The organism is Collinsella sp. AM18-10 (assembly GCF_003471585.1).
Lineage (GTDB): Bacteria > Actinomycetota > Coriobacteriia > Coriobacteriales > Coriobacteriaceae > Collinsella.
Map to the genome: position 1 here is coordinate 142,373 of NZ_QRJO01000004.1, position 24,228 is coordinate 166,600.

Below are 24,228 nucleotides of genomic sequence, written 5' to 3' on the forward strand. Positions count from 1 at the left end.
TGTTACGCATCCTTGGCAGACGGCTTAACACGAAGCAGACTTGGCCTTGGTAGCGGCCTTTTTGGCAGCCGGCTTCTTGGCCGCGGTAGCTTTAGCAGCGGGCTTTGCGTCAGCCTTTGCCTTCGCCTTAGCCGGAGCCTTCTTGGCTGCCGCGGTCTTGGGCTTCACCGGGGACGCACGCTTGCGCGTCGCCTTCTTGGGCTCCTCAACCACCGGCGGCTTGTAGCTGCTGGGACCGCGGCGCTTAAGCACCACGCCAGCTAGGCCGGGCACCTTAATCTCAATGGAGTCCATCTGCCCGTTCCAGGGATAGGGCTCGCTCGAGCAGGTGTAAGGCTCCTCACCGGCGTATCCGCTGCCGCCAAACTCGGGACGGTCGGAGTCAAAGATGACCTCCCAGTCGCCCTCGCGCGGCACGCCCACGCGGAAGCTCTCGTAGCTCGCCGGGTCAAAGTTGATCAGGATCACCAGGTCGTCATCGACGTCCTCGCCCTGACGCACAAAGCTCACGATGGACTGCTTGGAGTTGTCCGCGTCGATCCAGGTAAAGCCGTCGTCGGTGTAGCCGCGCTCGTACAGGGCGGGCTCGTCGGTGTATAGGTGATTGAGCGCCTTGATGAATGCCTGATGATGACGGTGGGTCTCGTACTCCTCGGTCAGGAACCACTGGATGGACTCGTAGTAGCGCCACTCGATAAACTGGCCGATCTCGTTGCCCATAAAGTTGAGCTTGGCACCGGGGTGCGTCATCTGGTAGAAGGCGAGCGTGCGCAGGCCGGCAAACTGGCGCCACCAGTCGCCCGGCATGCGACCGATGAGCGAGCACTTGCCGTGCACGACCTCGTCGTGGCTCAACGGGCAAATGAAGTTCTCGGTAAAGGCGTACATGATGGAGAACGTGAGCAGCCCGTGGTTGCCGGGGCGCCACGGAAAATCGGTCTGCATGTAGTGCAGGGTGTCGTTCATCCAGCCCATGTCCCACTTGTAGTGGAAGCCCAGGCCGCCGTCCTGCGGCGGATAGGTCACGAGCGGCCACGCGGTGGACTCCTCGGCCATCATCATCACGTCGGGGTAGTGCGCCTCCACGGCGCAGTTGACCTGGCGGATAAACGCGCTGGCGTCCAGATCCTCCTCGGTACCGTACTTGTTGAACTTCTTTTGCCCCGGATCGTCGATGCCAAAGTTGAGGTACAGCATGCTGGACACGCCGTCCATGCGAATGCCGTCCACGTGGAAGTTCTCGAGCCAGTACAGCACGTTGGAGACCAGGAAGGAGCGGACCTCGCCGCGGGCAAAGTCGAACTTGTGCGTGCCCCAGTTGGGGTGAATCTCGTGCTCAAACAGCATGTGGCCGTTAAAGGTGGCCAGGCCGTGGGAGTCGGCGCAAAAACCGCCGGGCACCCAGTCCATGATCACGCCGATGCCAGCCTCGTGGCACGCATCGATAAAGTGCATGAGCTGCTGTGGGTTGCCGTAGCGCGACGTGGCGGCATAGTAGCCGGTCGTCTGGTAGCCCCAGGAGCCATCGAAGGGATGCTCCATAAGCGGCATGACCTCGATATGTGTGTAGCCCATGTCGCGCACGTAGTCCACGAGCTCCACCGACAGGTCGTCGTAGGTGTAAAACTCGCCGCGCTGCGCGGGGAAGGGATCCATGGGGCCGGGGTAGTTACCGAACTCGTCCGGCTCGCCCTGCGGCGCGTCGCCGTGGCGCTTCCATGAGCCAATATGCACCTCGTAGATGTTGAGTGGCTGTGACATGTGGTTATGGCCGGCGCGGCGCTTGAGCCACGCGGCGTCGTTCCACTTGTAGCCATCCAGGGTCCACAGCACGCTGGCGGTACCCGGAGGGCACTCGGCCTTAAAGGCATACGGATCGGCCTTATAGAGCTTTTCTCCCTCGTTTGTCTCGATGAGATATTTATAGAGTTGGCCCTGCTCGGCGCCAGGAATAAAGCCTTCCCAGATAGCGCTCGTATGCACGGGCACCAGCGGGTTGGCTTCCTCATCCCAGTCGTTAAATTCGCCAATGACATGGACGCTCTTTACGTCGGGCGCCCAAACGCAAAAACGCCAGCCGCGCGTACGGTTCTGCGTGTCGGGGTGCGCGCCCATCTTTTCCCAGCTGCGCTCCCACGTGCCGATGCCAAATAGATAGACATCGTCCTTGGTGAGCTCCGGTGCGTGCGGGGCGGCTTTACGGGTTGCGGGCTTTTTAGCCGTTGGCTTTAGCTTTGTATCGCTCACGTTTGATCCCATCATGACGCGGCAGCGTGTTGCCTTGGTGACTAGATGCGAAAGGTCCAAGGCTGCACGAATCGAAGGGACGGCGATAGTTCTATGATTCGTTCCACCTCGCGTGCTCGGTGGAACTTTCGGCAGAAACTACGATAACACCTGTACGTTACTTTTATGAAGGAAAGTGGTTTTAGGGCGGCGTTTAATCGGTAAGCGCCATGTTTAGACCACTGGCAGAATTGCCGTGGTAAAACTCTTGACAGTTTTACCAATTAGGGTTTCAAGATTGTTAGTCTGACGTTTGGTAAAACGTTTTTAGCAGGATGTTTACCATTTGACATCGAAAGGTTCGTTTATGTCCCAGACCGCCGCCCCCAACGTTGCTTTTATTTTCGATTGCGACGGCACACTGGTTAATAGCACCCCCGTTTGGGGCCATGCACAGACTGAGTTATTGCGCCGCCATGGCATTGATGTAACGGTCGACGATTTTGCCCAGTTTGAACATCTTTCGCTGGAGGACGAGTGCCAGGCCTACCACGACACCTGGGGCATTGGCGCAAATGGCGAGGAGCTCTATCGCGAGCTGAGCGACATTCTGATTGATGGGTACTCCAAGGTGCCGCCGCGCGAGGGGCTTCTGGCATTTTTGGAGCAGGCGAAGGCGGCGGGCATTGCCATGTGCGTTGCCACGTCTACGCCAGCCGAGCTGGTTAAGTCTGCGCTTGCGGGCGCCGGGCTCGATGCCTACATGGAGTTTGTTACCACGACGGGTGAGGCAGGACGCTCCAAACGGTTCCCCGACGTATACGAGTTGGCGCTGCGCCGTCTGGAGGAGCGCCACGGGCACAAGTTTGAGCGCACGTGGGTGTTTGAGGACGCGGTTTTTGGCCTTAAGAGTTCTGGGGTCGCCGGCTTTAAGCGCGTGGGCATTTATGACCCGCTCGGCCGTATGGAGCGCGACGAGGTTCGCGAAAACTGCGACATCTTTATCGATAGCTATGAGGACCTGGATCTGGCCCGCGTGCTTTCGTTTGAGGGATAGGCGAGGGCTGTGGCTTGCAAGGTATTAGTGGTCTGCGGCTCGCCCGTGGTGGCGAGCGCGGATCTGTTGCGTAGGCTAGCAGGGGAGTGCGACCACGTTGTCGCCGTGGACCGCGGACTCGATGCGCTGCTGAGCGCCGGTCTGGGCTGCGACGTTTATGTGGGGGATGCCGACACGGTGAGCGACGCGGGTCGCGCGTTGGTGGATGCCGCCACCGACTTTGAAGTTGAGCGCCATGACCCGTACAAGGACTATACCGATCTGGCGCTGGCGCTCGATTCCGTCCGCCGCCGCTGGCCGGGTGCCGAAGTAGTTGCGACTTGCGCTACGGGCGGCCGCCCGGATATGGCGCTTTCCGTACTGGGCCTGCTTGCAGGCTACGATGACGCCCCAGTCTGGATTGCCGAAAACAATGTGGTCGCCCGCATCCTTCGCGCAGGCGAATCCTGGATCATCGAAGGCTCCGAAGGCAAGACGTTCTCCATCATTGCCATTGCCCCCAACACCGAGGTAAGCGAACATGGCCTAGAATGGGAACTAGACCACAACCCCCTGGGCCTTTTAGCCGACACAGGCATTAGCAACATAGTTCGATCCACCGCAGAGATCGAAGTCCACACCGGCACCGCCATCGCTTACCTATACCAATAAAGATTTAGAGCGTGCCCAAAAAAGTCCTTGCACGCCGCTCCAACTTCCCCTATAGTACTACCTCGTCACGGGGGCGTAGCTCAGCTGGGAGAGCGCTTGACTGGCAGTCAAGAGGTCAGGGGTTCGATCCCCCTCGTCTCCACCATCGTGAATGCAAGGCCACTCAATCGAGTGGCCTTTTTATTTGCAAAAGTTTGCCATAAGGTGCAGTTGTCGCAAAATTTGCGACAACTGCACCCCAAAAAGTTGCGCAATTCCTTCCCGGTTTTGTACAAAGTTTGTTAGCCAAACTTAATAGTTTGAGCAATTCACGCCGGCAGCAATGCAACTCAGGCAGTGCTCATTAACCAACATACCCCCATAAACCTGCGGCAATGTGTGCAAGACGGCACAATATCCCTCATAACCACGGTGAATAAACAATATGTTGCTCAACACACCCCAAAACGTATGGGCCACCTGCTGTGCTAGGATAGCTAACGTTACATGGGTTCAACTGTGCCCACGGCTCCACCAGGCCGCAAAGCGCAGGGTCGATCAGCATCCGGCCGTAACGGCGGTGCCAGAAAAACCACGAGCTCCAGTAGCGTCGTCATGCGTATCGCATCGAAAGGCTTTGTTTTTGTCTACGGGCAAGCTGTTCTTTCGATTTGATATTCGATGACTAATCGCAGCAGTCCTTCAGCTGGCTGCATGCGGTCCAGTTTTGTACCTGCTTGACTGGGCCGCATGCAGCCAGCTGGGGATGCGGTCTTTTTGCGATACACGTCCGCGTCTCTAGCAACTGCGTTTATACATACCGTTCACGGTGGGGCAGAGCCACGTGCTTGTCTAACTGGGCTCAGGGTTTGAATATGGAGCGCCTTCGCGCACAAGCGCCCTGGCGAAGCCATACCCAAACCCCGTGAGCCACACGTAAGACAGCAAGGGGGTGGTGCTCGTGTGGTATGTGATCCAGGTCATTAACGGTCGCGAAGACGTAATGCGCGAGCGCATCGAGCGCGTGGTGCCGGCTGGCGCCATGCAGGAGCTCTTTTATCCCCAATTTCAAACCGAGATCAAGGTACACGGCGAATGGGTCAACACGACCAAGCCGCTCTTTCCCGGTTATCTGATCTGCGATACGGCAGATCCTCGCACCGTGCAACGGTATCTGCTGCGCATGGACGACTTTGCCCGAGTGCTTGCCCAGGACGGTCAGTTTGTGCCGCTGGCAAAAGAAGAGGCCCAACTCATAAGCAGCATTACGCATAGGGGAGACCGCGTAGTGCCCATGAGTGAGGCCCTAAAAAACGGCGACCAGGTCGTAGTAACGGCTGGTCCACTGCTGGGCCACGAAGGCCTTATCAAAACCATTAACAGACGCAAGAGCACTGCTTATCTGGAGCTCGATCTGTGCGGCCGACGTGTAACCACCCGCGTTGGCCTCGCCGTGCTTTCGGCTGAGCAGCGCGTGATGCGAAACCTAAAAAAGGCGATCGCCTAGCTGCAGGCGACTGTTTAACGGGACAGGGAGGAGCCCTGGGGGCGGGGACAACGGGATCAATAGGGAAGAGAAGTATAAATCTTGAACACTGAATCTAAGAGCGCAAAGCAAAAGGGGAAGCTGAGCGCCTTTGAACCGTATGCGTTGATGGCATATGACATCGCGGCAACTTTTATCGCCGTGTTTGTTGCATCGTGGGGAACGCAGCAATGGGCGACGCTCAGCGGAGCAGCCGGCGCATGCCCGGCTATTCTTGTTCTTGCGCTTGTTAACGTTGTCGTCTTTTGGTTCTTCCATATGTATAGCAGCTTGTGGCGCTATGCGAGCATTTCCGAGGCCGGACGTATTGTTGCTGCTGTAACGGTAGGCTCAGTAATTGGCGACGTTATCTTTAACGTGTTATTTGGCAAGGGCATGACCCTTCGTGAGGACGTTATGGCGTGGGCTGTCGTCCTCATTATTTGCGGTGGCGGCCGTTTTGCCATTCGCGCAATTTATGGTAGCCAGCTCTGGCGCTTTAAAAGCAATTCCGATGCGCATCTCCCGCGTACGCTCATCGTAGGAGCAGGGGAGACCGGCTCTCTTTCCATCAAACGTATGCTCAACGGAGACCCCGATATGATCGGAGATCCAGTTGCCGTTGTTGACGATGATCCCAATAAGCAAAATCAGCGTATTCATGACGTTAAGGTCTGTGGTACTTGCGCCGATATCCCTACTATTGCGCACGATTGTGAGGCTGAACAGATTGTCGTGGCAATTCCGAGTGCCACGCATGAAGAACGTCAGCGAATCTATGACCTGTGCATGAAGACGGGACTTAGGGTCCTCACGCTTCCCAATGTCCGCGATATTCCGCAGGATGGTATAGGTAGGGTTGCCCTTCGTGAGGTCGAAATCAGCGACTTGCTTTCTCGCGAGGAGAAATCGCTTGACCTTAACCAGATGGGCTACGTTACCGGTAAGCGCGTTTTGGTCACGGGTGGCGGCGGATCTATTGGCTCAGAGCTTGTACGTCAGCTGCTTCCGGCGAAGCCTGCGCAAATCGTGTTGTTCGACATTTACGAGAACACAACCTACGAGTTGTATCACGACATCATCAAGACCGCTCATGATCAAGGCACTGATATTCAAGTTTATATCGGTTCCATTACGCATCTCCCAGCGATTACCAAGGTCTTTGAGAAGTACCGTCCTCAAGTCGTTTTCCACGCTGCAGCCCACAAGCACGTTCCTCTTATGGAACACAACGCCCGCGAGGCAATCGAGAATAACGTCTTTGGCACGCTCAATGTTGTACGTCTTGCCGACAAGTACCAGTGCAGCCACTACGTGCAGATTTCTACTGATAAGGCCGTTAATCCCACGAACGTAATGGGTGCCACCAAGCGTATGGACGAGATGATCGTTCAGTATTATGCGGCCAACAGCAAGACCATTTTTACTGCTGTTCGCTTTGGCAATGTTCTGGGTAGTCATGGATCGGTCATTCCGCTGTTTAAGCGCCAGCTTCGCGAGGGTGGCCCTATCACCATTACGCACAAGGACATCACGCGTTATTTCATGACCATCCCGGAGGCCAGCAAGCTTGTCATTACTGCCGGCGCTTTGGCGCATGGCGGCGAAATTTTTGTACTGGACATGGGTGAGCCGGTCAAGATCTACGACCTTGCCATCAACCTAATTACGCTCAGCGGTCTTAAGCCTGGGAAAGATATCCAGATCAAAGAAGTCGGCCTGCGTCCTGGCGAGAAGATGTACGAGGAGCTCCTTATGGACAACGAGCAGCTCCTGCCTACCGAGCATTCCGAGATTCGCATCTCCACAGCCGAGGCCGACAAGATGGAAGAGATCAAAGACAAGCTTGAGAAGCTTCATGACTGCTTCGACAAGGATAACGACACGGTTAAGTCCGTTCTCGCCGAGGTTGTACCTACGTATCATCCGCAGTTTAACGATTAGGCACTTATGACTGAAATCAAGACTATCGAACAGGCTATGAACGCCAACCTTTCACCTTCTGATGCACCTGCAGTGTATGCCCTTACCTCTGTTCCTGATTCGGTTGCGGATGAGCTTGATCTTGATGGAAAGCTTGGATATCGCTTCGTTAAGCGTGCGTTTGACATTATCTCAAGCGGTTTAGGACTTATCGTGCTGAGTCCGGTAATTGCAGGAACAGCTCTGGCTGTAAAGCTCACGAGTCCAGGTCCTGTCATCTTTAAACAGAAGCGTGTCGGAAGAGATAAGAATCTTTTCGACATCTATAAGTTTCGAACAATGCGGATTGATACCCCAGATTTGCCTAGTCATATGATCAATGCGAGTGACTGGTTGACTCCTGTTGGTCCTACCCTGCGCAAGCTTAGCTTGGATGAGCTGCCGCAACTTCTGAACATCTTCAAGGGCGATATGTCTGTCGTTGGACCTCGTCCTGCGTTGTGGAGCCAGTTTGACCTCGTGGCTGAGCGCGACGCTTGCGGCGCAAACAACGTACGCCCCGGGCTTACTGGTTGGGCTCAAATTAATGGACGCGATGAGTTAACCATTGATGTGAAATCCGCTCTTGATGGCGAGTATGTTCGTCGTCGTTGTGTCGCCTTTGATCTCAGGTGTTTTTTCGGCACGTTCTCCAAGCTGTCTGGCTCTGAGGTGGTCGAGGGCAATCAATCAGAGTCCACGACCTCTGCTGTATCTATCGAAAGTACTAATGCCAATGAATAATTCCGCCATAAAATACAGCGTGCTGATGTCTGTCTACCGCAACGACAAGCCAGCTTATCTTGATGATGCCATTGAGTCCATGGCCAATCAGACGCTTCCTTTCAATGACTTGGTCCTCGTCTGCGACGGTCCACTAAATGATGAATTGGACTATAAAATCTCAATATGGCAAGACAAACTCGGGTCGAGTCTTAATGTAGTTCGCCTCAGCGAGAACCATGGTCTTGGTTACGCCTTAAATGCGGGCTTACCGGCCTGCGCGTGCGGCATAGTCGCGCGTATGGACTCCGATGACATCTCACGACCCGATCGCTGCGAGAGGCTAATCTCTTGCCTTATTGAAGATAAGCTGGATCTTGTTGGCGGAATGATTGAAGAGTTCGACAAAACTCCCGGCGACATGGGGTCTATCAGAAATGTTCCTCTTACACGAGAGGAGATCATTAAATGGGCCAGGAATAGGAATCCTTTTAACCATGTAACCGTTATGTTTAGACGTGACGCGGTCGAGTCCGCTGGAGGCTATCAGCCCTTCTCTTGGATGGAGGATTATTGGCTTTGGGTTCGTATGCTCTCTCTTGGCTGCGCATGCGCGAATATTCCTGATGTTCTTGTTGACGTTCGAACCGGTGACGGCATGTATGCCCGACGTTCCAACATTGCCTACCTCAAGAGCAATGCCGCATTCTTCAGGGAGCTTCGTAAACTCGGCCTTACTTCGCGCTTTGGGGAGTTTTTCTCTGTTCTCCAGCGTGTTCTTGTCACTTTCATGCCTGCCGATCTGGTGAAGGTCGCCTATAACAAGTTCCTGCGTTCCAAGGCAGGTGGCAACATTGATCGGTAGCGGCTTGCCCCTTGTGAGCGTAATCATGCCGACGTATCGCAGGACCGACACTCTGGGCCGCGCTATTGGTAGCGTCTTGAGTCAAACCTATCGGAATCTCGAGCTCATCATTGTTAATGACAACGGCGGCGAAGATTGCTTTACACCCCGCGTGCACGAGATTGTTTCGTCGTTTTCCTCTTCAGATTCAAGAGTACGCCTTCTCGAACCTTCCATTCATAAGAACGGCGCCTTTGCGCGCAACAGGGGAGTCGAATCGTCGTCTGGCTCCTACCTCGCTTTTTTAGACGACGACGACTGGTGGGAGCCTGAGAAGATTGAACGTCAGGTTGAGGCGTTTACATCGCTATCCGATGATTGGGGAGTTGTTTCATGTCGCGTTAAACGCTTCAGGGGGGATGATCTGATAAGTGTTCTCCCCAAACATCCTGATGGGCATGTTTACAAGGACATCATGCTCATTGTCTCCGACTTTCCCACAGGCACGCTCTTGGTTCGCCGCGATCTCTTTGAGCAAGTCGGGGGGTTCGATGAGGAGCTCATTCGTCATCAGGACCTTCAGCTCCTTATCGAGCTCACTTTTCGAAAAAAGTTGTACCAACTCAATGAACCTCTTCATTGCTGTGATGTTAGCGACGGGCAGAATAGACTTGGCCCCGATGACCTCATTAAGGCAAAGAAGGCCCTCTTTACCTCAGTAGCTGACGTATATGGCAGCCTAACGCTATTCGAGAAACATGCCGTGGCGTCGGCTCAGCGTGCGGAGGTTGGTCGGATGAGGATCAAGAATGGTCAGAAACTGCAGGGGATTGTCGACATTCTTGGTTTGCTCTCAGCTCCTGAAGCTCTGTGGAAGACTGCAGAAAAGACAATGCTCAGGATGCGCGGAAATCATAACGCACGCAAGGCGGGCGATATCTCATGTTAGCTGACAAGGCCATGCGTGTTTCAAGGCGCATTGAGTTAAGGCGACCCAAGAATGAGGATGTGGCCCTTGAGGCTAGAGTCATTGACTGCTTTCCTGCCATTGCTTTATTCATTTTCGTTGCCTACCACGGTCTTCGCGACTTCATTGCTTCGACCATCGGGATGTATGGGGCTGTCGTTTATACGTTAACCGGAATCTCTTATCTCCTGCTTATTGTTTACTGGTTTCGTTGTGGTTTGAGGTTGAGCGGAAGGGTAATCCTGCCCGCCGTCGCTGTATTCGCAATTTTTTCTATATATGTGGTGCTCTGCGATGTCGACTACTTCATCTTTGATGATTATGCCCTTCCGCAGGCGATTAATCCGATGGGAGGCATGATTGCGTTCCTATTTCTTGCTTCTCAGAACGATGCCAAACGCGCTGATGCGGCACTCAAGTTTGCTTGCATCATCATGACCTTATACCTACAGGCCTCCCTGAGCTCGGTTATGCAGGCCACGACGCTATATGGCTACGACATGGGGCTTGGCTTCGATGCTATGTTTTTCGCCTTGCTCTCTCTTCACTTCATCGTAGACGATGCAGACGGATTCAATATCCCCTCCTTTGTCCTTTGGCTTGTGTGTGCGCTTTCGAATATTGCGCTTATCCTTTCGTACGGCTCCCGTGGACCCCTTCTCGGCATTATCGCTTTTGCAGCCCTCAGGTTCCTGGTCTTTGTTTTCGGTTCAAAGACTTCCGTCATTAAGAAGTTCTTAATATCTGCCGCGATTCTCTGTGCTGCGTTGATCCTGGTATTTTCGCTCACAGATCTGGCTTTGGCGCTTAATCATCAACTTAATTCGATGGGTATAACCTCGCGCACCTTGGAAAAGTTCCTATACGCCGACGTTATGAGTGACAGTGGTCGTTCCACCATCTGGAATGCCTTGACTCCGCGCATTTCGTTGTTCGGTAACGGGCCTTTTTCGGATCAGGCGTATCTGGGGCCCGGCAACTACTGCCACAACTTCTTTCTCGAGGTCTTTTATGACTTTGGTATTCCGTTCGGAATTGTCATTTTGTGCGTCCTCGCCTGGTTCCTCATTCTCTCATTTAGGAGCTGCAACGTGTCCCCCTGGTTCCCCATTTTCCTTACTCTTCTGGCGTTTTGCATCGGGCGCCTCGGACTCTCCGGCACTTTCTGGACGGAAACCTATTTCTGGGGGCTGCTCGCGGTTATGGGGCTTTGCACCGCCGACCTCAAAAAGAATGCAGCCGCCGCTTCGAAGGAGGCCGCTCGCTGATGGCATCCAGACGATACAACGCTGCCCGAAACATCGTTTGGGCAGTCATTAATAAGATTTTCGTAATCATCATGCCGTTCGCAGCGCGCACGGCCATGATTTACTACCTGGGTGTTGAGTACACCGGCCTGGGAAGCCTTTTCACTTCAGTCCTTACTGTCCTGTCGCTTGCCGAACTCGGTTTCAGTAGTGCGATGGTCTTTAGTATGTACGAGCCCATCAACAAGCGCGCCAAGCCGAAGCTTTGCGCGCTTCTTTCGTTCTACCGCCTCGTATACCGCGTTATCGGCATCGCCGTACTCATCGTCGGCGTCGCCCTTATGCCATTCCTGCCGTCTCTCATTAAAGGCAGCGCCCCCGGCGGTATCAATATCTACCTCTTATATGCCATCTACCTTTCGAACACCGTCATCGGTTACTTCCTGTATGCGTATAAGGTCTCCTTGCTTACCGCTTACCAGCGCGGCGATGTGGTGAGCAAGGTAGGCCTGGTTACGAGTGTAGGGATGTACACCTTTCAAATCGCCGCCCTCGTTCTCACCCAGAACTTCTACGTCTATGCGGTGCTGTTGCCCCTCTCAACTATCGTCAATAATATCGTCTGCAACGTTGTCTCGAACCGGCTTTACCCGGACATTGTCTGTGAAGGCGAGCTCGATCGTGAGACCGTCAGCGACATTGCAAAGCGCGTCTCAGGCGTGTTCCTTTATAAACTCAGTTCAACGACCAGGACCTCATTCGACAGCGTCGTAATTTCTGCGTTCCTAGGCCTTTCGGTGCTAACGCAGTACCAGAACTACTTCATGATTGTCAGTTCGGTGTCAGGTATGCTCGCCGTTGTCATCAACGCAATTACGGCAAGTGTCGGCGACGGCATTGTTTCAAAATCTCGCGAAGAAAACTATGGAGACTTCAGAGTCTTCGTGTTTCTCTACATGGTAATTGCTGCCGTCTGCTCATCTTGTCTTCTTTGCCTCATTCAACCCTTCATGAAAATTTGGGTTGGTAGTGATCTGTCAATCGCGGACGGCCTCGCTGCGCTATTCGTCCTTTATTTCTATGTCCAGACAATGGGCGATATCGTATATCTCTATAGGACAGCAGCTGGGCTTTGGTGGCAGGACCGCATGCGACCGATTATCGAATCTATCGCTAATGTCATTCTGAATCTGTTGTTCGTCCAACTCTGGGGATTTGCCGGTATCCTGCTGGCCACGATCACGACCCTCTTGCTCATCAATTTCGGCTGGGGTGCGTACATCCTTTTCAAGCACTACTTTAAGCGTGGTATAGGTGATTACCTCGCCCTTCAGGCGCGGCAGCTCATTGCCATGATCGCCGCCTGCGCCGTCTCATATTTCATTTGCGGCTTCATCGGTGTCGCCGGCCTCCCTGGGCTCTGCCTGAAGCTCGCTTGCTCACTCATGTTGTCATTGGCGGTCCTATGGGCCTTCAGCTTTAAGTCCGACCTGTTCAGCCAGAGCTTGGACTTCATGAAGGGGACCCTGCGACTCCTATCCAGTAAAACAGTCTAAAGGAGGAAATAATGGAGTTTATCAACCTTAAGAAGCAGTATGAGCTGCTCCGACCGACCCTTTCCGTAAAGGTCGAAGAGATCATGGCCGGTGCTCATTTCATCGGAGGTTCAGAAGTGGGTGAGCTCGAGGAGAGGCTAGCAGACTACGTTGGCCGATCTCACTGCCTCGGGTGTGGCAATGGCACGGAGGCGCTCCAGCTCGCTTATATGGCTTACGGAATCGGCGCTGGCGACGCAGTCTTCTGCCCCGCGATGACTTTTATTGCATCCGTGGAGCCCGCCGCGATGCTTGGCGCCACCCCGGTCTTCTGCGATATCGAGCCTGACACCTTCAACCTTTCGCCAAGCTCTCTCGTAGAACAGATAGAGAGCGTCGAGCGCGAGGGCAAGCTTAGGCCTCGCGCGGTCGTCGCGGTTGACTTCCTTGGCAATCCTGCCCGCTTCGACGAGATTTCTAAAATTTGCGCTGACCACGGTCTTCTGCTGATCGAGGACGCCGCACAAGGTACTGGTGCCTCTTACAAGGGTTCCCGATGCGGCTCGTTTGGCGACATCTCCTGCACGAGTTTCTTCCCCTCGAAGCCGCTCGGCTGTTACGGTGACGGCGGTGCTGTCTTTACCGATGACAATGAGGTTGCCGGCCTAATCTCCTCTTTGAAGGTGCACGGCAAAGGGTCGAGCAAGTACGACAACGTCCGCGTTGGCATGAATTCGCGTCTCGACACTATTCAGGCGGCGGTCCTTCTTGCGAAGATGGACTTGCTCGACACCGAGATGGATAAACGTCAGGAAGTCGCAGCTCGTTATTGGAAGGCATTTGAGGGCAAGATTCAAACCCCGAAGATCACTGAGGATTCCACGAGTTCCTTCGCTCAGTTCGTGCTTATCGCAGAGTCCGAGGAGCAACGAGATCATGTTGTCGCTTCCATGAAGAAAGTGGGCGTGCCATCCCTCGTCTACTACCCGAAGTCCCTTCACCAGATGAAGGCCTTCGGCGGTCACGTCGTCCAATCGTTCCCAAACGCCGAACACTACGCGCGGTGCAACTTTGGCATCCCATTTTCACCCTACATTACCGAGGAGGAGCAGGACGAGGTCGTCTCTGCTGTCCTCGCAGCTCTCTAGACCAGCACGTATGGGAAGGAAGGAACATGAAATACGCTCTTATTGGCTGTGGAAGAATCGCAGTCAACCATATCAAGGCTGTCGCCAACAACAACTTGGATCTCATTGCCGTCTGTGACATAGACCCTTCCAAGTTCGATACCATGTTCGAGAAGGCCGGCTTCGGTGACTTCCCCGGAACTGAGCGTTGCAGTGACTACTCCGCGATGCTCGACGCTCACCCTGAGATCGAGCTCGTTGGCATCGCGACCGAGAGCGGCGAGCATGCGAAGATCGCCCTCGACTGCATCGAGCGCGGCATCAACGTTATCATCGAGAAACCGATGGCAATGTCCATGCAGGACGCCGACCTGATCGTCGAGCGATCCCACGAGAAGGGCGTTAAAGTCTCCGTCTGTCATCAGAACCGCTTTAATCTCGCTATCCAAAAGCTGAGGGAGGCACTAGACGGGGGTCGTTTTGGGACTATCTCCCATGGTTCGATCAATGTTCGCTGGAACCGTGGCAAATCCTATTACGATCAGGCACCCTGGCGAGGAACATGGGAGCAGGATGGCGGCACGCTCATGAACCAGTGCATCCATGGCATCGACCTGCTCAGATGGATGCTCGGAAACGAGGTCGAAGAAGTCTACGGTGCCACGCGACAGCGTTTTCATGACTACCTTGAGGCCGAAGATGTGGGCGTTGCCGTCCTGAAGTTCAAGAACGGCGCTGTTGGCACCATAGAAGGCACCGCAAACGTTTACCCAAAGAATCTCGAGGAGACGCTCTACGTTTTCGGAGAGACAGGCACCGTCAAGGTCGGCGGCACCTCGACGAACAACATTGACGTATGGGACTTCGCTGAGGAGACCGGTGCCGATGCAGAGACGAAGAGACTTCATGAGGTCACGAGCAATGTTTACGGCAATGGACACACCGCGCTCTATGCTGACATGATTGACGCCATCAAGAATGACCGCGCACCCTATGTGGATGCCATTGCCGGTAGGAATGCACTTGAAATCGTGCTTGCGATTTACAAGAGTCAGAAGACCGACGAGCCTGTCAAGCTCCCTCTACAAAATTTTGCCTCCATTGACATGGCCGGCGAGTTCGGCAAATAGGAGCTAATTTGCCTATTCTGAAACATATCCAAACGTTGCGACACGTTGGAGTTGGACCATCTGCTAAATGGGCACGGGACAGGGCCGTTGCACCTCTAGTCCCCGCTATCCACAAGATGCGCTGGTCGAAACACTCATCTGAGGCTGGGTATTCCGGGCTCTCCGCCGAGCACCACGAGGTTCCTCTCGTAATCTCGCTAACAACGTTTCCTGCGAGGACGAGGACTGTGCATCTCGTTGTCGAGTCATTGCTCATGCAGACCTGTAAGCCTGACGTGCTTGTACTTTGGCTCGCGCGCGAACAGTACCCGGGCGGCGAGGCCGATTTGCCAGAGAGCTTAACCGGATTGAAGAGGTACGGCCTCGATATACGCTGGTGCAGTGACATGCGCTCATATAAGAAGCTCATACCGACACTGCGCGAGTTTCCAGGGGCCGTAGTGATTACGGCGGACGATGACATCTACTACGGACCGCATTGGGCCGAAAAGCTTTACCGTGCCTATATGGAGAATCCTAGGGCGGTGCATTGTCACCGGGTGACGAAGTTCTACAAGGACGAGGGTCAGTGGCGCACTTCTCCCGGCGGATACGATGTGTACCCGTTTCCGACCTACCTCCATAAGCTGACGGGGAGCAGTGGCGCGATCTATCCGCCCGCACCACTGCCCCCCGAGATGGTGGACGAATCGCTGTTCATGAAGATCGCCCCAACAAACGACGACATTTGGTTTTGGCTGATGGCGGCCCGTGCGGGCCTGCCCTGCAACGTGGTGCGGGGCAGCGAGCCCGCGCTCTTCTATGTGGAGGGCTCGCAGGAGCAGGCGCTTACCAAGGTTAACGATCAGGGGGAAAGGCTGTTCTGGAAGCAGTTTGGCGCGGTACTGGAGAAGTTTCCCGATGCAGCGAGGTTGCTCGACAATGAATGGAGCAGGGTCCGAGCTATTAACGGCGCGGGTGCCCTTAAGGAGGAATAAACCGTGACAATCAGCTCTAAGCTTAAGCGTCTGGCAGCAAGTGTCGACACGTACGGGTTCGCCTATATTATCGAGCGCGCAAGAGCACCGCACAACCAGATCGGTAGTCTTCCCTGCATGAGGAAGAGGCAGGAGCTTTATGCCGGCATGTCGGTGGCGGAGCGCGCTGCCGAGCTCAAGAGACTCTTCATGTGCGGCACGGGAAGGAGGCTCGACCTCTCCAATCCTAAAACCTTCGACGAGAAGATGCAGTGGCTCAAGCTCTACGGTGAATCAGACCTAAGGGCACGCCTCATCGACAAGGTGGTCGCCCGCGAATGGGTCGCCGAAAAGGTTGGCGAGAAGTACGTCGTGCCAATGCTCGGCGTTTGGGATTCCTTCGATGAGATTGACTTCGATACGCTGCCTGACCGGTTCGCTCTCAAGTGCAATCATGGCGCAGGTTACAACATTATCGTCCATGACAAGTCGAACCTTGATCTTGCAGATGCGAAGGTCAAGGTCGATGGATGGATGAGTGAGAACTATGCCTACGGCCAGATGATGGAGCTGCAGTACGAACATATTGCGCCCAAGGTCTTTGCCGAAGAATACATGGAGAACGCCGGCGGCGACATCTATGACTATAAGATTTATTGCTACGACGGTGAGCCGCTCTACACCCAGTTCCTCTGTGACAGGGCAACGGGTCTTCGCATGGCATATTTCGACAACGAATGGAATAAGCAGACGTTCCGAAATTCTCAGCATGCTCTCATTACTGAGAATATTGAGCGTCCTGACAATTTTGACGAGATGCTCGACGTGGCCCGTGCACTCTCGGAAGACTGGCCATTCGTGCGCGTCGACCTGTACCGTCTGGACGACGGGACAGTCAAATTCGGCGAGATGACTTTCATCCCTGCCGGCGGCATGATCGACTGGGTCCCAGCGAGCACCGACCTGTTGCTCGGCGAGGGCATTGAGCTGCCGCTTGGCAAAGCCGGGAGGTAGTCCATGCGCATACTGATCATCGCCCCCTACTTCGCCCCGAACCCAGAGGTTGCTTCTGTTCGCATGGTGAGCCTGTCGTCGCAGCTCGTCTCTGACGGCCATTCCGTTACTGTGCTATGCCTCTCTCGAAAGGGTCTGCTGCGCGAGAACACACCCGAGGAGCTGACTGCTAGCGTGCCCGACGGAGTGCGGACCATACGTTTCGATTTGGACTATTCGACCGCACCGCTGGTAGCCGATTACCTGAACGGCAAGCGGTTCGCTCGAGCCCTTTCGAGCTTGGTGGACCCTGCGAACTACGACGTCGTGCTCAATACCTGCGGGCCGTATTACCCGCTGGAGGCAGCATCGATCATTGGGCGCTGGGGAATCCCCTACGTTCTGGACTTCCGCGACCTGGGGGCTATCAACTATCGGCCTGCGATTGTATCAGGTTCCGGGGCCGGCGCGGCCAAAGCTGCGCTCAAGCGGCTCTATGGCAAGCTCATAAAGCGCCGCGAGCGCAGGGCGGTGAGCCTTGCCGACCGCGTCATTTGCATCAGCGGCATCGACCTCGAGGCGATGGAGCGGGCCTACGGCCTGGGCTCGAAGGCGAGCGTCGCCACCAACGGCTTCGACGAAGCCAGGCTCGTCTCCATTCGTCCAAGTGGCGATAAGCCCTTTGACCTCACCGCCGCCGTCTTTGGCAAGTTCATGTACTACGACAAAGACAAGGCGGCTGCCATTTTGGAGGCGATTTGTGAGATTCGGGCGCGTGGCGTTGACGCTGGACTCGCCCACATCGGAAAGAAGTACGACTGGATTGATGGGGTCATGAAGTCCAAGGGCATCGATTCGGCCTGCTACTTGAACCTTGGGCTGATGGAATACCAAGCAGGTATGGCGCGTCTGGGAGACGCCGATTTCTTTGTGGTGGAGGACACCTCGCCTGATGACGTGGGTACCAAGATCTACGACTACATCTTCTGGAACAAGCCGGTTGTCGCGGTGGTGCCGCCCGAGGGGCCGCTCGCCAAGCTGCTCTCGGGCTTTGCCAACGGTTTTGTGTGTACGACGAGCGACGAGGTTCGCGCTGCGGTGGAGAGGATTGCGGCGGAGCGCTTGGACTGCCTTGACCCGAACCTTGACCGCGACCGGTTCTCGCGTAGGCACCAGAACAAGCTCATAGAGGGCATCTTGGAAGACGCAGTGAAGGAGGCACGCCAGCGATGATACGCACGAAGGAAGACCTGCGCCGCTACATGGAAGCTGACAAGAGGATGCTCGAACGGGGGGGGGTTCGTCCCGGTCCTGTGGATTACGTCTGGAAGTTCGAGCGGCTGCTGCGCCGGTCGGAGTACTGGCACAACCGGCCCAAGACGCCCCTCACCGTGTTTTGGGGCAAGTTTCTCTCGCTACGGCTGGCGCGCATGGAAGCTCGGCTCGGGTTCTCGATCCCGCTCAACGTCTTCGACAGCGGGCTCAGCATCGCGCATGTTGGCCCTATCGTCGTCAGCCCCTATGCGCGCATCGGCAGGAACTGCAGAATCCACGTGGGCGTGAACATAGGTACGCGGGCTGGCGTGCCCGATGAGGCTCCGACCATTGGCGACGACGTCTACATTGGGCCGGGTGCGAAGCTGTTCGGGCGCATTGAGGTGTCCGACCGCATCGCCGTGGGGGCGAACGCCGTGGTGAACAAGAGTTTCGGCGAGCCGGGTATCTCTATCGGTGGAGTGCCAGCCAAGAAAATCAGCGACAAGGGAAACCCCGACTACAAGGGAGGCAAGCCTGAATGATAAAGGAGCTAGCCAAGAGGATCCTCTATCCGCATGCTCACTCGTCCGAGGCGTTCGCGGACTATCTTAGGCGCAGGGGCGTCGAGGTCGGCGAGGGGTGCTACTTCTTCGACGCGCAGACCATCAACGTCGACCTGCAGCGGCCGCACATGCTTCGGTTTGGGAAGTACGTGAAGGTAACCGGGTATGTGCACATTCTCTGCCATGACTACAGTCGCTCAGTAGTGTTGCAATCTGGGGGGGGGCATTTCGGAGAGGCTGGAGAAACAGTCATTGGGGACAATGTCTTCATTGGCGCTCACGCCATCGTGCTGATGGGATCCAATATTGGCGCAAACTCAATTATTGGCGCAGGTGCGGTTGTCTCCGGCTCATGGCCCGAAGGCTCTGTAATCGCTGGCAACCCAGCCAAGCTCGTTTGTTCTTTATCGGAATTTGCCTCGAAACGCAAGGAACGTGAACTCAAGAGCGCAGTTTCATATGCGAACGCGTTTAAAAAGAGTAATGGTTGCTGGCCAAACATTAATCAAATGTCCAATGCTTTTGTATGGCTCTATTTGCCACATTCTGAAGAGACTCTTCATAAATATGCAGGGCTTTTCAAGCTGAATGGAGTCGATCCAGATGTACTCAAAAAGGCATTTCTTGCTTCGAAGCCAAAGTTTGATAGCTATCAAGATTTTTTGGATTATTGTGCCAATAATTCAGTTTGAAATTAAAAGGTTAGACGGAAGTCCTGCACTGAGGGCCTGCATCCAAGCTTAGGAAGGTCCTACATTCATTTAAATGAAATGTAGGAGCGAGCAATTAACCATGACCCTGCGGTAATAGCCACATTTCGCATGAATTATTGTTCTTTGACAATTGGAGAATGACATGAAGATCGCTGTCGCCGGTACCGGCTACGTCGGCCTGTCCCTCGCCGTCCTGCTCTCGCAGCACAACGAGGTGCACGCGCTGGACATCGTGCCCGAGAAGGTCGAGAAGATCAACGACTACCAGTCGCCCATCCAGGACGACGAGATCGAGCGCTTCCTGGCGGAGGCCGAGGCGGGGGAGCGCGAGCTCGACCTGCACGCCACCGTCGACGTGGCAGAGGCCTACGCGGGTGCCGACTACGCCGTCATCGCCACGCCCACCAACTACGACTCGGACAAGAACTTCTTCGACACGAGCTCCGTCGAGGCCGCCATCGCCGCCGTGCGCTCGGTGAACCCGGACGCCTGGATCGTCATCAAATCGACCATCCCCGTCGGCTACACCGCGGGCCTTCGCGAGAGGCTCGGCGACGCGAAGATATTCTTCAGCCCCGAGTTTCTGCGCGAGAGCAAGGCGCTCTACGACAACCTGCACCCCAGCCGCATCGTGGTGGGCGCGCCCAAGGATGACGCCGACGCCGTCGCGGCCGCCGAGCGCTTCGCACGCCTGCTTGCCCAAGGGGCGGACCCCGCCGAGCTGGAGCGCGTGAACGCCGACGGAACTATCGGCATCCCGGAGCTCGTGCTGGGCACCACCGAGGCCGAGGCGGTGAAGCTCTTCGCCAACACCTACCTGGCGCTGCGCGTGGCCTACTTCAACGAGCTCGACACCTACTGCGAGGTCCGCGGCCTCAACACCCGCGATGTCATCGACGGCGTGTGCCTGGAGCCGCGCATCGGCAGCCACTACAACAACCCCAGCTTCGGATACGGCGGCTACTGCCTGCCCAAGGACACCAAGCAGCTGCTGGCCAACTACAAGGACGTGCCGCAGAACCTGATCGAGGCCATCGTGGAGGCCAACCGCACCCGCAAGGACTTCGTGGCCGAAGAGGTGCTGCAGATGGTGTGGGACCGCGTGTACGAGGGCAAGCCGAAGCCGGTCGTGGGCGTCTACCGCCTGACGATGAAGTCCAACTCCGACAACTTCCGCGCGAGCTCCATCCAGGGCGTCATGAAGCGCGTGAAGGCCAAGGGCGTGCCCGTGGTGGTCTACGAGCCCACGCTGGACGCGCCGGAGTTCTTCGGCTCCGAAGTGACCCACGACCTGGAGGCCTTCAAGGCCGGCTGCGACGTGATCGTGGCCAACCGCTGGAGCGACGAGCTCGCGGACGTGGCGGACAAGGTGTACACAAGAGATTTGTTTAAGAGGGACTAGTCGTGATCTTTGTTTCTTTGCGTGTTTGATATATGTCTCTTTGCCTCATAGCCTTTATTGCTGTTAGGGCCATGATTTAGTTCGCATGGCGATGCAATGAATGTGCCCCTTATACGAATGAGACTATCTAGAACTATTTGTTGTCGTATACATCACGACTAAATTGGGTTCTATTAAGGAGGAAAGGAATGTTTGGAAAAGTCAGGAAAACCAGAAGTGATTGTACGGTTGGTACCTACGAGAAGAAGCATGACCTTCCTGCAGGAACACTTAGGAACTCTGATGGTCGTAAGGCCAGAAAGGATAAAACTCTGAAATTCCTTCGAAAAGAAACTGGAAGCGACTATCGATAACTTCTGAAACTATAAGATTGGGGTACTGCAATGGGAACTGATGTCTTTGTTCTTGGCGACGATCAGAGCTATGCAGCAAGCATGGCCAATGACTACACCTTGAAGCCGTCGTCTGAGATGAGCGGTCGTTCAAGTTCGCGAGCGCATATTCAAGAAGTTGCTGCCGAAGTGCTTTCGAAGGAAAACGGGACTGGCAAGGTCTTTTCGATCTACGGGACCGGCGGGCTTGGGAAGACGTTCCTCATGGAAGAGTTGTATTCCGACTTTACACATAGGTTTACCCACAATACCGTTGTTACTAGGCATAGCTTTGAAGGCGAAGAGATAACCTCTGAAGAGAAGATTCTAAAAGAGCTCTCGGATCTTCTTGCATGCAACGGAGTGCCAAGTCCAACTTTTAGGATGAATTACTACGCATGGAGAGCAAAAGCATCGAATTTTGCATTGGCTAAAGCCGAGTTCTGCGCTGATTTTGAGCAAGCAAAAAATAAGGGAGTCGAGATTTCGACGATGTTGTCGGGTCTTGCTGCTCCCTTTATTGATCAATTTACCCAAGGCCTTGGTGGCTCTATTCTTAATGCTGCCATTGAGATTGGGGTTTATACAGCCGATTCTATTAAAAGTGCCAAAGCGTGTAATGAATGGAAGAGCCTAACGGAAGAGAAAACCTCCAGTGATTTGAAAAGGTCATTGGCGGCTAGTCTTAAGTCTGATATCGAAGCGTGGACTGGTCGCAATGAACGGAAGCTTATCTTCTTTCTGGATACATTTGAGAAGCTGGGTTGGGTTGCTGGTGAATGGCGAATAGGTCGATACGATTGGGCAAAGACCATCTCGGAGGCAAAGGGGTCTCTCTGGATTGTCGCTGGGCGCTGCAGACTTGCATGGAAAAATGTGGTTCGTTTTCCTGTTCAGCTTGAGCCCATGAGCTCATCTGAAGCAGACGACCTGTTGGTGAAATGCGGAGTCAGTGATTCCGAGCTGCGTAGCTTGGCTGTGGAGAAAGCCAGAGGAATACCCGTATACTTAATAATGCTTGCTGACATGATTAATAGATCGTCAGTCGCGGAGGCAAGGCGCGACCTTCTTTGCATTGTTGATTATGATAATCTCGTCGAAGTGTATTTACGGGGCCTCGATGCCTCCCTTAAGCCTGCCATCTATACCGCTGCTTTTATTGAGTACTGGGACTACGAATTTATGATGGCAGTGGGGGAATCCTTCATTGATCCTAATGCTATTGCTCAACTTGAAAATCTTTCCTTTGTATGGAAGCGGCAAGATAGCTTTGAAATGCATGAGGTTGTCGCCGATCTCATTCGTAGATCTGCTAAGGGCCCTGTCATATTGAAGCTTTTCAAGGCATGCGGAGATTTGCTCGGGCAGCTGGGCTCAGACGATAAAAGGACTGCCTATGCAAAGGATACATATAGACTTCATGTGCTCAAGGCAAGGCAACTTCTTGCTGTAGAAGGTGCGGACGTTCTTGGATCCGAGGCAGCTTTTAATGCTCGCATGCAATATGCCGAGGCGGCATGGCATAACGGTCAAGTTGAGCAGGCATATGACCTTTATAAAGAAATTCAATGTTCTTACGCTCCTACAAGCTCTGCGGATGAACCCAGCATTTATTTCTTGAAAGCAAAACTCAAGACTGCAGCTCTTAAAACTCAGCTTTGGTTAAGCAGGGGTGAAAGAAGATGGCATGAAGAAGCCATCGAAGATACCGTCGAAGTTCTAGATGCCGTAAAGAAGTATTATCCGAGCGAACGACTCATTTATCTCTCTGCTCTTAACGACCTTGGTATTTCCTGGAAACGATTCAAAGACTTCGACCAAGCTTTCTTCTACCAGGATCAAGTTGTGAGAGCTCTTAAGGATAAAAAAGCCAAGGAACTAGATGCTGATGAGGCTCGCTTTATTAACAACTACGGAGCAACATGCCAACAATACGGTGCTAAGCTTAAACAAGAGGGCAACGCTTCCGAAGGGCAAGAGTACCTTAAAAGGGCTTTGAAGTATTACGACAAGGCCTACAAAGCGCGTAAGGCTCTGTTTGGCACAAACAGCCTTCAGGCTTTAATCGTGCTTACCAACAAGGGCGTTGCCAACATGTTGATGGGCAAGTATCCTGAAGCTGAAAACATGCTTGAAAAAGCCTATAGAGGCTTTAAAAGCGGTGGTTTCCCCACGGGAGATTCCTCTTATTTGAGAGCTAGATTTCAGCTGGCCAATGTTAGTTCTAACAAAGCAAGAGAGCTCAAGGATGCTGGCTTGATCGATGAGGCGCGCATCGAGGGGCGTAAAGCGCTTGAGTTGCACCAGAAGGTTTATAACGACAAGAAGGAATGCCTGACTGAATGGGCTGTCGATACGGGAAAGTCGAGAGATGCAGTAAAGGCTGCTGAAAAGTTTTTGGCAGAGCTTTAGCGGAATATGGTTAACGTCGAACCGCCGAAGAATGCGTATCCGTAGAAAGCTTTCTTGCCGTGTTAGCGCCAGAGGATTTTGCCACTAATGGTCTAGCTGTTTTGACCAATCCCAGTCGTCGAATAATGACCACCATGACTCCCCGCCGCCACTATGCTGACGTGAAGGCCAAGGGCGTGCCCGTAGTGGTCTACGAGCCCACGCTGGACGCGCCGGAGTTCTTCGGCTCCGAAGTGACCCACGACCTGGAGGCCTTCAAGGCCGGCTGCGACGTGATTGTCGCCAACCGCTGGAGCGACGAGCTTGCGGACGTGGCAGACAAGGTGTACACGTGGGATCTGTTTAAGAGGGACTAGCGCAGACGGGGTCTCTGTTTGGTGGCGATTCTGCTGGATTGAATCGAGAGGTGTATCGGCTTGCGCCGGTGCACCTCTCTTTTAGTGTGGGCTGAGGCGAGTTTTGTGTTTGGCTTGGGCGGCGCGCAGCACGGGGTTGGGTGACGCGCGCATAATCGTGCGAGCTGAGGTTTGCATACTCGCTAGAAGCTTCGTGAGCGCATTCCGGGGAGCACTCAGACAGCGATATCGA

The 24,228-nt window shown here is 54.4% G+C and carries 20 protein-coding genes and 1 tRNA gene; 20 read left to right on the forward strand and 1 reads right to left on the reverse strand.

Annotation, left to right across the window (positions count from 1 at the left end):
- Positions 1 to 24 precede the first annotated feature (24 nt).
- The gene (gene glgB, locus DW211_RS04620) at positions 25 to 2,247 is read right to left on the reverse strand and encodes a 1,4-alpha-glucan branching protein GlgB (RefSeq protein ID WP_369832379.1); all 2,223 of its coding nucleotides are present in this window, start codon (positions 2,245 to 2,247) and stop codon (positions 25 to 27) included.
- A gap of 346 nt (positions 2,248 to 2,593) precedes the next feature.
- Between glgB and DW211_RS04625 the strand changes: the two genes are divergently transcribed.
- The 20 genes from DW211_RS04625 to DW211_RS04720 all read left to right on the forward strand — a co-directional run bounded on the left by DW211_RS04625 (position 2,594) and on the right by DW211_RS04720 (position 23,996).
- Positions 2,594 to 3,283: an HAD family phosphatase gene (locus DW211_RS04625; protein WP_118259502.1), complete on the forward strand. Its 690-nt coding sequence runs from the start codon at positions 2,594 to 2,596 to the stop codon at positions 3,281 to 3,283.
- A gap of 9 nt (positions 3,284 to 3,292) precedes the next feature.
- Positions 3,293 to 3,934: a thiamine diphosphokinase gene (locus DW211_RS04630; RefSeq protein WP_118259504.1), complete on the forward strand. Its 642-nt coding sequence runs from the start codon at positions 3,293 to 3,295 to the stop codon at positions 3,932 to 3,934.
- Between the two features lie 69 nt (positions 3,935 to 4,003).
- Positions 4,004 to 4,079, forward strand: a tRNA-Ala gene (locus DW211_RS04635).
- Positions 4,080 to 4,874: 795 nt separating this feature from the next.
- A complete protein-coding gene (gene loaP, locus DW211_RS04640) occupies positions 4,875 to 5,420 on the forward strand; it encodes an antiterminator LoaP (protein WP_233540945.1) in 546 nt (181 codons plus the stop codon).
- An 81-nt stretch (positions 5,421 to 5,501) separates the two neighbouring features.
- A complete protein-coding gene (locus tag DW211_RS04645) occupies positions 5,502 to 7,382 on the forward strand; it encodes a nucleoside-diphosphate sugar epimerase/dehydratase (RefSeq protein WP_233540946.1) in 1,881 nt (626 codons plus the stop codon).
- 6 nt (positions 7,383 to 7,388) lie between these two features.
- The gene (locus tag DW211_RS04650) at positions 7,389 to 8,144 is read left to right on the forward strand and encodes a sugar transferase (protein ID WP_233540947.1); all 756 of its coding nucleotides are present in this window, start codon (positions 7,389 to 7,391) and stop codon (positions 8,142 to 8,144) included.
- The gene (locus DW211_RS04655; RefSeq protein ID WP_158568491.1) at positions 8,137 to 8,988 is read left to right on the forward strand and encodes a glycosyltransferase; all 852 of its coding nucleotides are present in this window, start codon (positions 8,137 to 8,139) and stop codon (positions 8,986 to 8,988) included. Before DW211_RS04650 ends, DW211_RS04655 begins: the two co-directional genes overlap by 8 nt.
- Entirely contained in the window at positions 8,978 to 9,916 is a 939-nt protein-coding gene (locus DW211_RS04660) for a glycosyltransferase family A protein (RefSeq protein WP_118259512.1), read from the forward strand. The genes DW211_RS04655 and DW211_RS04660 overlap by 11 nt, the downstream gene beginning before the upstream one ends.
- Entirely contained in the window at positions 9,910 to 11,202 is a 1,293-nt protein-coding gene (locus DW211_RS04665; protein WP_118259514.1) for an O-antigen ligase, read from the forward strand. The genes DW211_RS04660 and DW211_RS04665 overlap by 7 nt, the downstream gene beginning before the upstream one ends.
- Positions 11,202 to 12,737, forward strand: a complete 1,536-nt coding sequence (locus DW211_RS04670; RefSeq protein WP_118259516.1) for a lipopolysaccharide biosynthesis protein — start codon at positions 11,202 to 11,204, stop codon at positions 12,735 to 12,737. The genes DW211_RS04665 and DW211_RS04670 overlap by 1 nt, the downstream gene beginning before the upstream one ends.
- A gap of 11 nt (positions 12,738 to 12,748) precedes the next feature.
- On the forward strand, positions 12,749 to 13,864 hold the full coding sequence (locus tag DW211_RS04675; RefSeq protein ID WP_118259518.1) for a DegT/DnrJ/EryC1/StrS aminotransferase family protein: 1,116 nt from the start codon (positions 12,749 to 12,751) through the stop codon (positions 13,862 to 13,864).
- 26 nt (positions 13,865 to 13,890) lie between these two features.
- The gene (locus DW211_RS04680) at positions 13,891 to 14,973 is read left to right on the forward strand and encodes a Gfo/Idh/MocA family protein (RefSeq protein WP_118259520.1); all 1,083 of its coding nucleotides are present in this window, start codon (positions 13,891 to 13,893) and stop codon (positions 14,971 to 14,973) included.
- A gap of 227 nt (positions 14,974 to 15,200) precedes the next feature.
- A complete protein-coding gene (locus DW211_RS04685) occupies positions 15,201 to 15,950 on the forward strand; it encodes a hypothetical protein (protein ID WP_118259522.1) in 750 nt (249 codons plus the stop codon).
- Positions 15,951 to 15,953: 3 nt separating this feature from the next.
- Positions 15,954 to 16,943, forward strand: a complete 990-nt coding sequence (locus DW211_RS04690) for an ATP-grasp fold amidoligase family protein (RefSeq protein ID WP_118259524.1) — start codon at positions 15,954 to 15,956, stop codon at positions 16,941 to 16,943.
- 3 nt (positions 16,944 to 16,946) lie between these two features.
- A complete protein-coding gene (locus DW211_RS04695; protein WP_118259526.1) occupies positions 16,947 to 18,155 on the forward strand; it encodes a glycosyltransferase in 1,209 nt (402 codons plus the stop codon).
- Positions 18,152 to 18,721, forward strand: coding sequence for a serine acetyltransferase (locus tag DW211_RS04700; RefSeq protein ID WP_118259528.1), 570 nt, complete (start codon positions 18,152 to 18,154; stop codon positions 18,719 to 18,721). Before DW211_RS04695 ends, DW211_RS04700 begins: the two co-directional genes overlap by 4 nt.
- Complete coding sequence (locus DW211_RS10395) at positions 18,718 to 19,434, forward strand: DapH/DapD/GlmU-related protein (RefSeq protein WP_118259530.1); 717 nt, start codon at positions 18,718 to 18,720, stop codon at positions 19,432 to 19,434. The genes DW211_RS04700 and DW211_RS10395 overlap by 4 nt, the downstream gene beginning before the upstream one ends.
- A 163-nt stretch (positions 19,435 to 19,597) precedes the next feature.
- Positions 19,598 to 20,857, forward strand: a complete 1,260-nt coding sequence (locus DW211_RS04710; protein ID WP_118259531.1) for a nucleotide sugar dehydrogenase — start codon at positions 19,598 to 19,600, stop codon at positions 20,855 to 20,857.
- Positions 20,858 to 21,240: 383 nt separating this feature from the next.
- Complete coding sequence (locus tag DW211_RS04715) at positions 21,241 to 23,640, forward strand: tetratricopeptide repeat protein (protein WP_118259533.1); 2,400 nt, start codon at positions 21,241 to 21,243, stop codon at positions 23,638 to 23,640.
- A 134-nt stretch (positions 23,641 to 23,774) separates the two neighbouring features.
- Positions 23,775 to 23,996 carry a hypothetical protein gene (locus DW211_RS04720; protein WP_199576686.1) on the forward strand — a complete coding sequence of 74 codons (222 nt, stop codon included), beginning with the start codon at positions 23,775 to 23,777 and terminating at the stop codon, positions 23,994 to 23,996.
- Positions 23,997 to 24,228 lie beyond the last annotated feature (232 nt).

Coding starts and splice junctions, on each gene's coding strand:
- DW211_RS04625 (WP_118259502.1), top strand. CDS start 2,594: ATGTCCCAGACCGCCGCCCCCAACGTTGCTTTTATTTTCGATTGCGAC.
- DW211_RS04650 (WP_233540947.1), top strand. CDS start 7,389: ATGACTGAAATCAAGACTATCGAACAGGCTATGAACGCCAACCTTTCA.
- DW211_RS04655 (WP_158568491.1), top strand. CDS start 8,137: ATGAATAATTCCGCCATAAAATACAGCGTGCTGATGTCTGTCTACCGC.
- DW211_RS04665 (WP_118259514.1), top strand. CDS start 9,910: ATGTTAGCTGACAAGGCCATGCGTGTTTCAAGGCGCATTGAGTTAAGG.
- DW211_RS04670 (WP_118259516.1), top strand. CDS start 11,202: ATGGCATCCAGACGATACAACGCTGCCCGAAACATCGTTTGGGCAGTC.
- DW211_RS04675 (WP_118259518.1), top strand. CDS start 12,749: ATGGAGTTTATCAACCTTAAGAAGCAGTATGAGCTGCTCCGACCGACC.
- DW211_RS04680 (WP_118259520.1), top strand. CDS start 13,891: ATGAAATACGCTCTTATTGGCTGTGGAAGAATCGCAGTCAACCATATC.
- DW211_RS04695 (WP_118259526.1), top strand. CDS start 16,947: ATGCGCATACTGATCATCGCCCCCTACTTCGCCCCGAACCCAGAGGTT.
- DW211_RS04700 (WP_118259528.1), top strand. CDS start 18,152: ATGATACGCACGAAGGAAGACCTGCGCCGCTACATGGAAGCTGACAAG.
- DW211_RS10395 (WP_118259530.1), top strand. CDS start 18,718: ATGATAAAGGAGCTAGCCAAGAGGATCCTCTATCCGCATGCTCACTCG.
- DW211_RS04710 (WP_118259531.1), top strand. CDS start 19,598: ATGAAGATCGCTGTCGCCGGTACCGGCTACGTCGGCCTGTCCCTCGCC.
- DW211_RS04715 (WP_118259533.1), top strand. CDS start 21,241: ATGGGAACTGATGTCTTTGTTCTTGGCGACGATCAGAGCTATGCAGCA.
- DW211_RS04720 (WP_199576686.1), top strand. CDS start 23,775: ATGACTCCCCGCCGCCACTATGCTGACGTGAAGGCCAAGGGCGTGCCC.